The following is a 15,033-nucleotide window of genomic DNA, read 5'->3' as shown; positions in this document are numbered from 1 at the left end:
TTAGAAGTGCTTCTCGTGCATTGATGGGACACCGATCCGGGGGGACTTATGATTCGCATTCTTGCATTCGCGCTTGCCTTGACGGCGTCCATGCCATCGCTTGCACAAGAAGCTTCCGGCAACCGCCTGGAACTTGCCTGCATGGGAGGTGGCGCCGCGAACAAGGTCGATCAGGCTACCGTCAATGCATGGGATAATCACGGCAACTCAGCTGGCGCGAATGTCCTGGGCACCCGGTCTGTCGGCTTCGAAGATCAGGTGAACCTCTGGATTGAAGGCGCTGAAGGTCGTGTTCGAATGCCCCGATCGATGCTGCCTCCCATCCGGGGCGGCGAGAATGGCTGGTTCAAATTGAAGGATATTGAGATCAGCGATCGGGAGATCACAGCGTCGGTGGCAGTGAACGCCCTCAACAACCCCAAGTTGCGCGTGGATCGCTACTCCGGGATGATAAGCATCTCAGGCAAGGCCGGGGACTTTACCGGGCGATGCCAGAAGTATGATCCAGCCACCGAGCGCCGAGCGTTCTGACGCGTCACGAGGAGGACAGAGATGCTTCCATGTATACTCGGCGGTGCGATCGGCGGATGGTTTGGCTTCAAGATGTTCCATTCGGCCCTTGCGGCCTTGACCTTCGCCGTTCTCGGCGGTGCTTTCGGCTCGGCAATCGCCAAATCCCGTTTATTTAGAGGGGCGCATCGAGGCGATGGGGCTGGCTCCTCCGGTGATGGAGGCGACTTGGCATGGTCTGACGGTGGTTCTTCCTGCGACGGCTCCGACGGAGGGGGTGACGGTGGCGGCTGTGATTAGGTAGCTGCATGATGCTTGGGCTGGATCCGCCCGAACAACTAGAGCACGTCGTGGACACCTTGCTGCACTGGGCTGGCTGGCATCGGTAGCGCTCTACTACGGCCTCGAAACCTGCCCAGCGCTGGCACAACCGCCGCACGCCGTCCCCAAGCGGGGCGGACCGTTAAACGGCCGAGCACCAAGTCTTCGCGTACCAGTCTGGCAAGAAATAGGCTCAACGTGCAGGAAACCATGTTCTGCGCAACAATTTCATCGGCGTGACATGGAAATAGGCTGCCATCACCTCGCGATTATCGTACTTTTTCCTGCCTGTTCAACATGACAGGCGCATTTCCTCATGATAGCCTGCGCGTGATGTTCTCGCAGATGCTGACGCCAGCCTACCTCCCTTTCGCGTTCTCCTTCGTGCTGATGATCGGTATCGGTCTGATCGAAGCCATCGGACTGGGCCTTGGCCAGTTCGATCTCGACGGCGATTTCAGCGGGGACGGCGATGGCGGGATGCTCAGCTGGCTGGGCCTGGGCGGCGAGTTGCCGATCCTGATCTGGCTCACCTCGCTGCTCGGCTGCTTCACGCTGGCCGGCATCGCGCTGCAACAGGGCATGACCGCGATCGGCGGCGCCCCGCTGCCCTGGCCGGGGGCCTCAGGCGGCGCTCTGGTTGCCGGCGCCGCGCTCAACACCTTCGCCGCCAACGGCCTGGCGCGCATCCTGCCAGGTTTCGAGACGACGGTGATCTCCACCGACGATTTGCTGCGGCAGCGCGGCACCATCCTCGAAGGCACCGCCCGTCGCGGCGCCCCGGCTCGCGCCAAGGTGGTGGACCGCCACGGCCAAGCCCACTTCGTGATGGTGGAGCCGCACGACGATGCTGATGCCATCTCCTCGGGTGAAACTGCGCTGCTGGTCCGGCGCGAGGGGCAAGTTTTCTTCGCAGTGCCCGATCGGCCTGCGTCCTTGCGACTGCCCTGATGCACGGCGGTCGCGCAGCAAACTGGGGAAGGGTCCAACGTGCCTGATTCGCTACTCAACGTCCTGATCTATGCCGGCATCGTGCTGCTGGCGCTCATCGTGATCGGCATCATCCTGACACGCCTCTATCGCCGCGCGACCAAGGACGTGGCGCTGATCCGCACCGGTTTCGGCGGGGAAAAGGTGGTGCTGAACGGCGGCATCATGGTGATCCCGGTGCTGCACGAACTGATGCAGGTGCGCCTGACCACAGTGAAGCTGGAAGTCTCGCGTCTCAACAAGGACGCGCTCATCACGCTCGACAAGCTGAGCGTCGATGTGATCGGCCTGTTCCATATCAAGGTGAAGCCCGATGCCCAGTCGATTGCCGCCGCCGCGCAAACGCTGGGCGATTCGGTGAACAGCCCCGATGCGGTGAAGTCGCTGCTCGATGGAAAGCTGGTCTCCGCTCTCCGCTCGGTCGCCGCTACGATGACCATGGAGCACCTGCACGCCAACCGCGCCGACTTCATCCAGAAGGTGCAGGAAGCGCTGATGACCGACCTGGACATGAACGGCTTCCAGCTCGAATCGGTCAGCATCACGCATTTCGACCAGACTGCGTTCGAACACTTCAACGAAAACAATGCCTTCGATGCTGAGGGCCTGACCGTGCTCACCCGCACGATCGAGGAACGCAAGAAGATCCGCAACGACATCGTCGCCACCAACCGTGTCGAGATCGAGCAGCGCAACCTGGAGGCGAACAACCAATCGCTGGAGATCGCCCAGGCGGCCGAGCAGGCGCGGCTGACGCAGGAGCAGACGCTTTCCGCCCGCCGTGCCGAGCAGGCGACCGCGATTGCCACCGCCGAAGCCGAGCAGACGCGCCTTGCCGAGATCGCGCGGATTACCGCCAGCCAGGCGCAGACAGTGGCCCAGACCGAGGCGGACAAGATCATCCAGACCGCCACGATCGCGCGCGACGGCGCGATCCAGACCGCTACCATCGAGCGGGACCGTACCATCGAGATCGCCCGCATCACTACTGCGGTGCAGACCGCGCAGAAGTCCGAGGAGGAATCGACCGCGACTGCCGCCGCCAACGAGGCGCGCGCGCTCGCCGTCCGGGCCGAGGAAAGCGTGGCGACGGCCAAGGCCACCGAAATCGCCAACCGTAATAAGAACGTGGCGGTCATCGCCGCCACCCAGCGCGCGCAGGAAGAGGCGGTGGGCATCACCGTCGCCGCCACGGCCGAAAAGGAAGCCGCCGAAGCCCGCGCCAGCGCCCTGCGCACCGAAGCTACCGCCGAGGCCGACGCCGAGAAGGTCCGTGCTCAGGGCCGCGAAGCCGCCTTCGCCGTCGATGCCGCCGGCCAGGCTGCGATCAACGAGGCGACCAACCTGCTCAACGAAGCGCAGACCGCGCTGCTCGTCCGCAAGGCCGTGCTGGAAGCCCTGCCCGCGATCATCGCGGCGGCCAGCAAGCCGATGGAAAACATCGACAGGATCAGCATCCTCGATGCCCGGGGCCTGCACGGCGATGCCGCCACCGGGGAGCGTGGTGGCCCTGCCGCGAACGAGAACCTTGCCGACGCGGCCGTCTCCGCCGCCATGCGCTATCGCGTGGGCGGCCCGCTGATTGATAGCCTCATGACCGAGCTGGGCATGAACGGCGGTTCGCTGAACGGTATGTTGGCCGCCAGCGGCGTAGCGGAAGCGGCGCACGCCCCCGCTGTTGCTGCGCCTGGCGCCGGCCCCACTCCGGCGCCTGCCAATCCCGAGCCGGACGTAGCCTGAATCTTACAGGGAGCCGGCCCCAGCCCGGCTCCCGCATCGGTCCCCGACATCTGACCGGCAACGGTGCGGTCGAGACGATTTCGTAGAAGTGACGCTCCATCGCTTCGGCGGCGGGGGATTAGCGATAGCTGGGCGACAAGAGCGGAGTCTCATTGAGGAGCGGCGTCGATTAGATAGCCGAGTCGGGCTCGGGTTCGATTCGCCCCATCCATTGGAGAACGTTGATGACCGCCGGAAACTTGAGCCCTGAGCACGAACGGAATGCTGCGATCTATGTCGCTGTGGTCGATGGCGCGACGTTCGGCGAATTGGCGGCCAGGTACGGCATCAGCAAGGTCCGGGTGCAGAAGGCTTATGCTCGCGAGCGCACGAACGCTTGGGAGGCTCGCAGGCGGGGCGAGACCTCATATCTTGGGCGGCCTATCCCGGGGGATGTTTGAGCCGTTTGCCGTTGATGAAACTGACTCGACGGCGCTCTGCGCTAGGAATGTGGGCGACAGAATTGCTTCTTTCAGGTCAGAGTATTTTACGACCGGGCTTCCATGAGCATCCCCCGCAACCACCACTACCTCCCGCAGTTTTACCTTGAGCGATGGGCATCTCACGGTGAAGTGGTCCGTTACGTTCGCCCGAGGGGGGCGCATATCGGAGAGCGAACCCTATGTTGCAGGCGACGACGAGCAGCGAGTGCTGTCGATCCAGTCTTTGGCGCTCTCCAACCGCGTCATTGCCCCTGTAACGAAGCGGATCACAGCTGGGCAAGTATCGTCGCCCCGCATCGGACCGAACTACGCCTCGCCCTCAAATCGCCATGGCCCTCTGCGGCATTGCCCTTAACCGCCCCACGTCGCGGACAGGTGGGGCGCCGAAGAGGCGACGATATTCGCGGCTGAACTGGGAGGGACTGTCATAGCCAACTCGGAAGCCCGCCTCTGCCGCATCAAGGCGGTCGGCCAACATCAGCGCCCGCGCTTCCTGCAACCGCAACCGTTTTTGATATTGCAGCGGAGTCATGGCGGTGGCCCGGCGAAAATGATCATGGAAGCTCGACAGGCTCATGCCGGCAAGGGCGGCAAGGTGTGGTCCGCTGAATGGTTCGCGGAAATGGGTCTTGAGCCAGGCGATCGCTTTGGCCAGCTGGCTGGTGCGGCTTTCGCCGCTAGCTATCGCGCGCAGGATGCCCGCGCCCGGCCCGGTCATCAGCCGCACCAGCAATTCCCGCTCGATGAGCGGCGCGAGCAGCGGCGCGTTCGCCGGATCGCCGAGCAGCGCCGTCAACCGCGTCGCCGCGTCAATCAGTTCAGGTGTCATCGGGTGCAGCGTCATCCCACCCCTCTCCTCCGTGCCCGCCGGCAGAGGCGGCAGGGTTAACGCGATCTCCGACAACAGGGCGGGGTCGAGATAGAGGCAGAAGCAGAGATAAGGCGCGTCCGCGCTCGCCTGCGTCACAGCGCCTGTGATGGGCAGATCGAGTGAGGCGACGAGATAGCTGGCAGGGCCATAGTCGATCACCGCATCGCCCAGCAGCACGCGCTTGCTGCCCTGCGCGATGATGCACAGCGCCGGACGCTGCACCATATGCACCGGCTCGCCACCCCGGCCCGAGCGGACCAGCGTGAGCCGAGCGATGGGCGTCTCGATGATGCCGTCTCGCTCGGCGTATCGGGCAATCTGCTGAGCCAGTTCTTGATGCGCCATCAGCGTCTCTCTCAAAGCAATCGGTATGATCAGCCTACACGGCTGATAGAGACCGATCCAGCGCAGCGCTATAAATCTGGAATATCGTGCAATCATCCCGGATGACCGTTCTACCTCCTCACGACCAGATAGCGCCATCTAAGGGGCATCGGATCTATGGTTCGGTCCGTCTGAACAGGAGTGACTATACATGGCTATAGAGGACAAGGTCATCGCGATTACCGGCGCCAGCAGCGGCATCGGCGAAGGCACGGCGCGGCTCCTGGCGGCGCGCGGCGCGAAGCTGATGCTGGGCGCACGCCGCACCGACCGGCTCGCAGCGCTGGCGGAGGAACTGAACGCAGCGGGAGGCACAATCGCCTTCCGGTCGCTCGACGTCACGGACCGCAGCGATTTCGAGGCGTTCATCGCCGCGACCGAGGCCGAATACGGCCGCGTTGATGTGCTGGTCAACAATGCGGGGCTGATGCCGCTGTCGCGCTTCGACAGCCTGAAGGTTGATGAATGGGACCGTATGATCGACGTCAACATCCGCGGTGTCCTGCACGGCATTGCCGCCGCCCTCCCTCGCTTCAAGGGCCAGGGCAGCGGCCAGTTCGTCAACGTTTCTTCTATCGGCGGCTATGCCGTGTGGCCGACCTGCGGCGTCTACAGCGCGACAAAATATGCAGTGCGCGCCATCTCGGAGGCGCTGCGCATGGAGCATGACGACATTCGCGTCACCATCATCGCGCCGGGCGTCGTGGAATCGGAACTGGCCCACACGATCACCGATCCGGTCGCGGCGCAGGCCATGGTCGATTTCCGCTCCATCGCGCTCACCCCGGACGCGATCGCGCGCGCCATCGCCTATGCGGTGGAGCAGCCGGCGGATGTGGACGTTAATACGCTGATCGTCCGGCCGGTCCGCTCAACAATCTGACGATGATGGGGGCATTCGCATATTGCCCCAATAACCCGCCAGCAGCCAAAGCCCTGCGCTCTCATGAATTTCTCGAAGCCTATAGAGGATAAAGGCGGCCAAACGGTGCAACCTCTCGAATTATTAATACAAAGCCGACTGCTCAAAATGGCGCTCGATCCGGCGCTCGCCCTTGCCCGAACCGACCCATGCCGGCCGTTCAGCGTCGAAATTATCGTTCCAACCTGCGGCCGGTCCGCTTTCACTTCTTGGACACTCAAGACGGGCCGAGGCGAAAGTCCGGTTCGAGGTTGGGTCGTGGGAATAACTGACATTCACGCCGCGTCGGCTGCCGTCCAAATGAAGCCTTTATAGCGCACAACCATGAACGGCGGCCCATACTATAGTCAGTCAATAGTTTGCTTGGCCACTGCTGAGCGGTGAAGCACTTTAGACTATTCGTTCGCGCAAGTAGAAGTGATGTTCCCGACACTGTACATTCGTTCAAGTGTCACTTGCTCGAACATTTTCCCCTGTTGCTAACGTGCTTTCTGATCAGGTACCTTCGGTGAACCGCCAATCCGGAATTTCTCTCTTGTTCTAACCGATCAACGGCCAGTCCAAACAGGTCTTCGCCCTTGCACGATAGCGGCGTCGCGCTCGCGCGCATCGTCGCTGCCCGCGTAACGCTCGATCTCCTCGAAGCGGCTGCTCAGCGCCGCCTCGAGCGGGAGCGCCAACCCTCGCGCGACGGCGGCCTTGGCGGCCCGGTTCGCCAGCGGAGAGGCCTTGTTGATCCTCGCGGCCCAATCCATTGCCGCCTCGGACAACCCGGCAAGCGGAACCAGTTGATTGACGAGCCCGAAGCGTTCTGCCGCCCTGGCATCGATCCGCTCCCCGGTGAGGATCATCGCCATCGCCACATGATGCGGCAACCTGCGCACAGCCCGATGCACCACGCCGCATTCGCCGATGATGCCCCGGCGGGTTTCCGGCAGGCCGAACTGCGCATTCTCCGCAGCGACTATGACGTCGGCGCACATCGCCAGTTCGAACCCCGCGCCGATGCAGAAACCCTGTGCGGCCGCGACCAGCGGCTTGCTCAGGGGGACGAGCGGCCCGCCGATGCCGGTCAGGCCGCCGCCAACGGCCAGGCGCGGCGCCGCCGGTCTGGCTTCGGACATGTCCGCGCCGATGCAGAACGCCTCGTCGCCTTGCGCCGTCAGCACGACCGTCCAGATCTCCGGATCCTCGTCCACCTGCCGCCAGAACTGCGAGAGCAGGACATCCATCCCGAACGTCAGCGCGTTGCGGGCTTCGGGGCGATTGAGATGGACGCGCGCCGTGCGGCCTTCAATGAACAGTTCGACTTGCGCCATCGCCGCCCCCTCTCCCGCTCCCGGTCATGACGCTCAGTGCGCGAGCATGCCGGCATCGACGAGATGTTCGGCGCCGGTGATGTAGGAAGATTCGTCCGAGGCGAGGAACAGCACCAGGTTCGAAACCTCCCGCGGGTCGGCGATACGGCCCAGCGGAATCTGCGCCAGCGCCTCGCCGCCCACTTCGTCCGTCGCCTCGACCATCATCGGGGTCTGGATGAAGCCGGGATGGACCGAGTTCACGCGGATGTTGTGCTTGCCGAACTCCATCGCGGTCGCCTTGGTCATGCCCCGTACCGCGAACTTGCTGGCTACGTAGGCAAGGCTGGGGAAACCGTAGTTGGCCGCCATTCCCGCGATCGAGGAAATGTTCACGATCGAGCCGCCGCCCCGCTTGAGCATCGCCGGCAGCACCGACTTCATGCCCAGGAACACCGAATGCTGGTTCACCGCGCAGACGAGGTGATAGTCTTCCTCGGTCAAGTCCCTGGTATCGGCGAGCGGGCCGAGGATACCGGCGTTGTTGACCAGGATATCGACGCCGCCGAAGTTCGTGACGGCCGCGTCCACCACCGCCGGCCATTCGGCCAGCCTGGTCACGTCGTGCTTCACGAAGACGGCAGCGGCGCCGATCTCGTCCGCCAGTGCCTGTCCCGCCGCTGCGTTCAGGTCGGTGAGCACCACCTTGGCCCCCTGCTCGGCGAAAAGCCGGGCATCTGAGGCGCCCATGCCCCGTCCTGCGCCCGTGATGATGGCCACTTTGCCAGCGAGTCGCGCCATTTGCATTCTCCCATGCGAGTTGTCGAATATCAGCCTATTATTGATTTGGCAGACAACAGGTTGTCAAGCCCATGGCAATCATGGTCGCTCGCGGATGGCGGAAATCCTGTCCGCCAAAAATCAGCGATTTACCGGTGATTTTCACGTTCGCTTCGCAAAATACTGACAAATTCGTCCGCGCAAAAGCCTTTCCAAATTTCCGCTTGACCGAAGACTAATGGTTATTAGTTTAGAGCGAAGACCACGGGGCCTACGAGGGTCCGGGAAAGGGAGAAACTGCAATGACGTTCCGTTTCGGCGCGACCTCTACGATGGCCATCGCCACTGCGATGCTGGCGATGCCGGCTCATGCCCAGAGCGGCGCGGAGGCCGCCCAGGCCAAGGATGCCAAGCCCGAGATCGAGGAAATCGTGGTCACCGCGCAGCGCCGCGAACAGTCGCTTTCCAAGGTTCCGGTATCGGTCTCTGCATTCAACGCCGACGTGCTTCAGGACCGCAACGTCACCAGCGAACAGGGCCTTGCGGCGCTTGTCCCAGGCCTTGTCGTCAAGAGCGGGCAGAACTCCAACCAGCTCAGCTTCACCTTGCGCGGACAGACGCTCGATCCGTTCTCCGGCTCCAGCCCGGCAGTGCTGACCTACATCAACGACGCCCCGATGACCGAGGGCAACACCTCGACCGCCTTCTTCGACTTCAGTTCCGTGCAGGTGCTGAAAGGCCCGCAGGGCACCCTGTTCGGCCGCAACGCGACCGGCGGCGCGATCCTCTACGAGACGACCAAGCCCGGCGACGTGTTCGGCGGCTACCTCACGATCAAGGGTGGCGAGCGCAACTACATCCAGGCCCAGGGCGCCATCGACCTGCCGATCTCGGACGTCATCAAGCTGCGCCTTGCGGGAGACTACAACAAGCAGGACGGCTACATCCGCAACGTCAACACCGGCAGCACGCTGGGCGACACCGATGCCAAGTCCGGCCGCGTCACCCTGGTGATCGAGCCGTCTTCCGGGTTCAAGATGACCACCGTTGCGCAGTACAGCGACTTCGGCGGGACCGAGGGTGCCGGCGGCCTCTATTCCTACCATGCCTGCGGCGAGACCAACAACGGCTACCAGCTCACCGCGACGCTGGACTGCGTCTACGGCATGAACAGCCCCTTCGCGCCGACGCTGGGCGACGGGCCGATGGGCGACGGCACCTGGCCCGGCGCGGTCGCCGGCTATCTCGCCTGGCAGCAGGCCAACCCCTACAAGGTCTGGCTGAGCTACGACCTGCCGCACAAGGCGCACACCGCCTTCGTCACCAACACCACGGAGATGGAACTGGGCGACGACGTGATGCTGAAGAACATCTTCAGCTATGCCGATGCCTTCGCCCGCACGCCCGGCATCCTTTCCGGATCGCCCTTCGGCTCGCTGAACCTCTACAACAACAGCGGTCTCGGCAACGGACCTCCGGGCGGCGAGGAATTCTCGACCAAGCGCATTTCCAACGAACTGCAGCTTCAGGGCAAGAGCGGACGCCTCGAATACATCGTCGGCGCGTACTACTCGTGGTCCCGCAAGAAGGAATACATCCCGGTCATCGTCGGATCGGAACTGGCGACGCCGCTGGCCGACATCGCCTATTATTATACCAACGACGATGAATCCAAGGCCCTGTTCGCCCAGCTCAGCTACGAACTGACCGACAAGCTGACGGTCACTGCGGGCGGACGCTACACCTGGGAGCAGATGCGCCTGCGCCAGAACCCGGGCAGCCTGTTCAACCTCGATGGCGATACCCCGCTCAAGCAGAAGGCCAACCTCAAGGATCCGAGCTGGACGTTCAACATCCAGTACCAGATCAACCCGCAGAACATGGTCTACTTCGCGCAGCGCGGTTCTTTCCGGGCCGGCGGCTTCAACGGCGCGGTCGTGCCTTACAACAACACGAACTTCTTTAAGAACGAGAACACCTACGACTTCGAACTTGGCTACAAGTTCAACGGCTACATCGGCGGCGTGGCATCGCGGGTCAACATCGCCGCCTATCGCCAGATCGTGACCGACGCCCAGCATTCGATCTACGCGCTGGTGAACGGCAACCCGGCCGCGTTCACCGTCAACGTTCCCAAGAAGCGCATCCAGGGCGTGGAATTCGACGGCAACTTCCGCCTGAGCGAATGGCTGGAAGTCGGGTTCTCCGGCGCCTACACCGACGCCAAGTTCACCAGGAACATCGTCGACTTGTCCGCCGCCACCGGCGTGGCCGGACTGACCATTCCCTTCGACACCTATACCGATGCACCGAAGTGGGCGGGCTCGGTCTATGCCGAAGTGGGACTGCCTGTGCCGGAAAGCGCCGGTGAGGTGAAGTTCCGCACCGACGTGTTCGGGCAGAAGATGACGTACTTCTCGAACAACGAAGGCTCGATCACGCCGCGCACGCAGTTGCCGGGCTACGTCACCGTGGACATGCGCCTGAGCTGGAACAACGTCATGGGCAGCAACGTGACCGTCGCCGGTTACGTGAAGAACCTGTTCGACAAGCTCTACTACAACTCGGGTTACGTCGAAGGCGCCAGCGGCGGCTTCAACACCGCGATCTGGGGCGCGCCGCAGACCTTCGGTGCCGAAGTTACCTACCGCTTCTGATAGGATGCGATCCGCCCCGTCCGCCTGTGCGGGCGGGGTAGACGCAAAGAGAGGATAAACGTCATGCGCGGCAGGGCCACCGTACTGGTCGAGAAAAACCGCCTGGAAACCTGGGACTTGCCCATCGCCGATCCCCAGGCGGGCGGCATCCTTGTGCGCACGGTGGTGGGCGGGGTATGCGGCAGCGACGTCCACATCGCCTCGGGCGAGGCGGGCGAGATGCCCTTCCCCATCATCCTTGGCCACGAAGGTGTCGGCCGCATCGAGAAGCTGGGCGCGGGCGTCGCCAAGGACTACGCAGGCGTCGACGTGAAGGTGGGCGACCTCGTCGTCTGGTCGCCGATCCCGCTGTGCGGGCGCTGCTATTCGTGCTCCGTGCTGCAGCAGACCCCTTGCGAGAACACCCAGTACTTCGAGCATGCGAACAAGCCCAACTGGGGCAGCTATTCCGACTTTGCCTGGCTGCCGAGCGGCATGTCGTTCTACCGCCTGCCCGACCATGCCGATCCGCTGGCGGTCGCGGCATTGGGATGCGCACTACCCACGGTGCTGCGCGGGTTCGACCGCTGCGGCCCGATCGCGCTGAACGACGCGGTGGTGGTGCAGGGAGCGGGGCCGGTCGGGCTGTCCGCCGTGCTGGTCGCCGCGCAGATGGGCGCGCGCTGCATCGTGGTCATCGACAAGGCCCCCGCCCGTCTCGCCGCCGCGATGAAGCTGGGCGCGACCGCCACCGTCTCGCTCGACCTGCCGGTGGAGGAACGCCGCCGCGCCGTCTACGATCTCACCGGCCCGGGCGGCCCGGACGTGGTGGTCGAAGCCGCCGGCGTGCTGCCCGCCTTCCCCGAGGGTGTTGACCTGACCGGCCCGCACGGCCGCTACATCGTGCTGGGCCTGTGGGGCGCGATCGGCACCCAGCCGATTTCGCCGCGCGACCTGACGGTGAAGAACCTGACGATCGGCGGCGCGGCCTTCCCGGCGCCGCGCAACTACTATCACGCGATGCATCTCGCCGTGCGGCTGCAGGACAAGGTGCCGCTGGCGGACCTCATCAGCCACCGCTTCTCCATCGCCGATGCGGGCAAGGCGCTCGAAGCCACCCGCACCGGCATCGCGACCAAGGCCGTCATCGACCCTTCCATCGCCTGAGGACATGTCATGAGCACAGCGCAGCTTGAAAAGCACCGCAGCATCGTTCCGGGTCACGTACCCGCCCACCTCGTCCACGACGTCGACATGTTCGCGCCCGACGGCATCGAGGGCGGCTTCCACGAAGCCTGGGGCCGGCTGCAACAGGACGGCATGCCCGACCTGATCTACACGCCGCTGACCGGCGGGCACTGGATCGCGACACGCGGCGAACTGATCGACGAAATCTACCGCGACCCCTCGCGCTTCTCCAGCGAGATCATCTTCCTGCCCAAGGAAGCGGGCGAGAAGTACGCCATGGTCCCCACCCGCATGGACCCGCCCGAGCACACGCCGTACCGCAAGGTGCTCGACAAGGGCCTCAACCACACCGCCATCCGCCGCACCGAGGAGCAGGTCCGCCAGACCGCCGCCGAGCTGATCGACGGCTTCGTCGCCGATGGTCGCTGCGATTTCGGCAAGCAATATGCCGGGATCTTCCCCGTTCGCGTGTTCCTCGCCTTGTGCGACCTGCCCGAAAGCGACGCGCCGATGCTGGGCGAACTCGCCAACGACATGACGCGCCCGCCCGGTCGCACGCCCGGCGAACAGGCCGCCGCGCTCGACAAGGCGAACCAGGGCTTCTTCCGCTACGTCGAGCCGATCATCGCGGCGCGGCGCGGAGGCACCGGCACCGATCTCATCACGACGATGCTCAATTCCGAGATCAACGGCGCGCCGATGCCCGACGACAAGGCGCTGGGGCTGATCTCGCTGCTGCTGCTGGGCGGGCTGGACACGGTCGTCAATTTCCTGAGCTTCATGATGCTGCATCTCGCGAGCAACCCCGAGACGGTGGCGGAACTGCGCGAAGACCCGTTGAAACTCCAACGCAGCGCCGAGGAGATGTTCCGCCGCTTCGGGGTCGTCTCCGACGCGCGCATGGTGGCCTACGACATGACCTATCGCGGCGTCGAGCTGAAGAAGGGCGACATGATCCTGCTGCCGACCGCGCTGCACGGGCTCGATGCGCGCGCCAACGATGATGCCTGGACGCTCAGGCCCGGCCGCACCGGCATCGCCCATTCCACCTTCGCGCAAGGGCCGCACCGCTGCGCGGGCATGCACCTCGCCCGCCTCGAAGTGATCGTGACCTTGCAGGAGTGGCTGAAGCGCATCCCGCAGTTCACGCTCGCTCCCGATGCGAAGCCGGTGTTCCATTCGGGCATCATCGGCACCGTCGAAGGCGTGCCGCTGGTCTGGGACCGCGCATGACCGCCGAGCCCAGGGAATTTCGCCGTATCCTCGGCCACTACCCCACCGGCGTCTGCGCCATCACCGCCATAGGCGAGGATGGCAGGCCGGTGGGGCTCGTCGTCGGATCGTTCACTTCGGTTTCGCTCGACCCGATGCTGGTCGCGTTCTTTCCCGACAAGTCCTCGACGACATGGCCCAGGGTGGAGGCTGCCGGTCGCTTCTGCGTCAACGTTCTGGCCGATAGCCAGCAGGCCGTGTGCAGCGCCCTTTCGGCCAAGGGCGAGGACAAGTTCGCAGGGCTCGATTTCGCGCTGTCGGCGCTCGGATCACCGATCATCCACGGCGCCCTGGCCTGGATCGACTGCGAACTGGACACCGTGCACGAGGCGGGCGACCACTACATCGTGCTCGGGCGGGTGCGCGGGCTCGACGTGCACCATGAAGGCAGCCCGCTGATCTTCCACAAGGGTGGTTACGGCAAGATACTACCGCTCTGAAAGTTCGAGAAAGAGGGGGAACCGGCGCCTGCCGCTTCCCCCTTTTGCTGCGTCCTATCCGTCGGCAAGCCGCAGCGCCGCCACCGGTTCTTCACCGCGCAGCGCGGCGCGCGCGGTCACCGTCAGACCGAACCCTTCGAGCGCCACGAGCTTGGCCTGGCTCGACGTCAGCAACGTCATCTGCCCCACCCCCAGATCGCGCAGGATCTGCGCACCGATGCCATAGTCGCGGGTCGCATGCGTCTCGTGATAGGTCTTGCGCCCACCGGCGACGCGGCGGGAGATCGAGGTCGGATCGGGATCGCGGACGAACACCGCCACCGCCGGGCCGGAATGGCTCGATATCGCGCTCAGGGCGCGCGGCACGTAATCGCGGTGCGCGGCGGTCCAGCCGAACATGTCCGCGGTGATGTCGACCTGATGCACCCGCACCAGCGTATCGACGTTCGGCCGCACCTGCCCCTTCACGATGGCGACATGCTCGCCGCCGTCCAGCAGGCAGCGATAGACGTGAATGGTCAGCGGCCCTTCACAGTAATGGCTCTCGAACGGCGCGCTCACGACACGCTCGACCTGCTTCTCCGAACGGCGGCGATAGGAGATCAGGTCGGCGATCGTCCCGACCTTGAGCCCGTGCTTCCCCGCGAATTCGAGAAGTTCGGGCAGGCGGGCCATCGTCCCGTCTTCGTTCATCACCTCGCAGATCACGCCGGCCGGGGTGAGGCCCGCAAGGCGCGAGATATCGACCGCCGCCTCGGTATGGCCGGCGCGCACCAGCACCCCGCCGTCGCGCGCCGTCAGCGGAAATACATGCCCCGGCGATACCAGATCGGCCGCGCCGGAGTTGGGGTTCACGGCAACGAAGATCGTATGGGAGCGATCGCCCGCGGAAATTCCCGTCGTCACCCCCTCCCGCGCCTCGATGGAGACGGTGAAGGCGGTGCCGTAACCGGACTCGTTGCGGCGCGCCATGGGCTTGAGCTGCAGCTCATCCGCGCGGGCCCTGGTCATCGCCAGGCAGATCAGGCCGCGCGCATGGGTGGCCATGAAGTTGATCTGCGCGGGCGTGGCGAACTGGGCGGGGATGATGACATCACCCTCGTTCTCCCGGTTGTCCGCATCGACGAGTATGTAGGGGCGGCCCTCGACCGCCTCCCGGATGATTTCCTCGATCGGAGAAACTTGAACCTCGGGCATTC

12 protein-coding genes are annotated in these 15,033 nt (G+C 64.3%); 8 read left to right on the top strand and 4 right to left on the bottom strand.

Annotated elements, in window-relative coordinates; genetic code table 11:
• Positions 1-48: 48 nt before the first annotated feature.
• From HWN72_RS07615 to HWN72_RS07605, 3 genes are all read left to right on the top strand, one after another.
• Positions 49-531, top strand: coding sequence for a hypothetical protein (locus HWN72_RS07615; RefSeq protein ID WP_069707721.1), 483 nt, complete (start codon positions 49-51; stop codon positions 529-531).
• 597 nt (positions 532-1,128) lie between these two features.
• Positions 1,129-1,782, top strand: a complete 654-nt coding sequence (locus HWN72_RS07610) for an OB-fold-containig protein (RefSeq protein ID WP_309141556.1) — start codon at positions 1,129-1,131, stop codon at positions 1,780-1,782.
• A 39-nt stretch (positions 1,783-1,821) separates the two neighbouring features.
• The gene (locus tag HWN72_RS07605; RefSeq protein ID WP_211150003.1) at positions 1,822-3,561 is read left to right on the top strand and encodes a flotillin family protein; all 1,740 of its coding nucleotides are present in this window, start codon (positions 1,822-1,824) and stop codon (positions 3,559-3,561) included.
• 801 nt (positions 3,562-4,362) lie between these two features.
• Here HWN72_RS07605 and HWN72_RS07600 read toward each other — a convergent pair.
• Positions 4,363-5,259 carry an AraC family transcriptional regulator gene (locus HWN72_RS07600; protein ID WP_036530536.1) on the bottom strand — a complete coding sequence of 299 codons (897 nt, stop codon included), beginning with the start codon at positions 5,257-5,259 and terminating at the stop codon, positions 4,363-4,365.
• 190 nt (positions 5,260-5,449) lie between these two features.
• Between HWN72_RS07600 and HWN72_RS07595 the strand changes: the two genes are divergently transcribed.
• Positions 5,450-6,181 (top strand): SDR family oxidoreductase, encoded by a 732-nt coding sequence (locus tag HWN72_RS07595; protein ID WP_008833605.1) that lies wholly within the window; start codon positions 5,450-5,452, stop codon positions 6,179-6,181.
• Between the two features lie 587 nt (positions 6,182-6,768).
• On the opposite strand, the gene HWN72_RS07590 is transcribed toward HWN72_RS07595, so the two are convergent.
• Positions 6,769-7,539 (bottom strand): enoyl-CoA hydratase/isomerase family protein, encoded by a 771-nt coding sequence (locus tag HWN72_RS07590; protein ID WP_036530533.1) that lies wholly within the window; start codon positions 7,537-7,539, stop codon positions 6,769-6,771.
• A 33-nt stretch (positions 7,540-7,572) separates the two neighbouring features.
• A complete protein-coding gene (locus HWN72_RS07585; protein ID WP_211150002.1) occupies positions 7,573-8,319 on the bottom strand; it encodes an SDR family NAD(P)-dependent oxidoreductase in 747 nt (248 codons plus the stop codon).
• Positions 8,320-8,600: 281 nt separating this feature from the next.
• Between HWN72_RS07585 and HWN72_RS07580 the strand changes: the two genes are divergently transcribed.
• The 4 genes from HWN72_RS07580 (at position 8,601) to HWN72_RS07565 (ending at position 13,834) form a co-directional block, all read left to right on the top strand.
• Positions 8,601-10,955, top strand: coding sequence for a TonB-dependent receptor (locus tag HWN72_RS07580; protein WP_036530527.1), 2,355 nt, complete (start codon positions 8,601-8,603; stop codon positions 10,953-10,955).
• Positions 10,956-11,018: 63 nt separating this feature from the next.
• Positions 11,019-12,101, top strand: a complete 1,083-nt coding sequence (locus HWN72_RS07575) for a zinc-binding dehydrogenase (protein WP_036530524.1) — start codon at positions 11,019-11,021, stop codon at positions 12,099-12,101.
• Positions 12,102-12,110: 9 nt separating this feature from the next.
• Positions 12,111-13,355, top strand: a complete 1,245-nt coding sequence (locus HWN72_RS07570) for a cytochrome P450 (RefSeq protein WP_036530520.1) — start codon at positions 12,111-12,113, stop codon at positions 13,353-13,355.
• Complete coding sequence (locus HWN72_RS07565) at positions 13,352-13,834, top strand: flavin reductase family protein (RefSeq protein ID WP_036530516.1); 483 nt, start codon at positions 13,352-13,354, stop codon at positions 13,832-13,834. Before HWN72_RS07570 ends, HWN72_RS07565 begins: the two co-directional genes overlap by 4 nt.
• A gap of 54 nt (positions 13,835-13,888) precedes the next feature.
• On the opposite strand, the gene ribB is transcribed toward HWN72_RS07565, so the two are convergent.
• Entirely contained in the window at positions 13,889-15,031 is a 1,143-nt protein-coding gene (gene ribB / locus HWN72_RS07560; protein ID WP_036530513.1) for a 3,4-dihydroxy-2-butanone-4-phosphate synthase, read from the bottom strand.
• Between the last annotated feature and the right edge of the window lie 2 nt (positions 15,032-15,033).

Source organism: Novosphingobium sp. HR1a (assembly GCF_015594425.1).
Classification (GTDB): domain Bacteria; phylum Pseudomonadota; class Alphaproteobacteria; order Sphingomonadales; family Sphingomonadaceae; genus Novosphingobium; species Novosphingobium resinovorum_A.
This window is presented reverse-complemented; position numbering and strand designations above follow the sequence as displayed.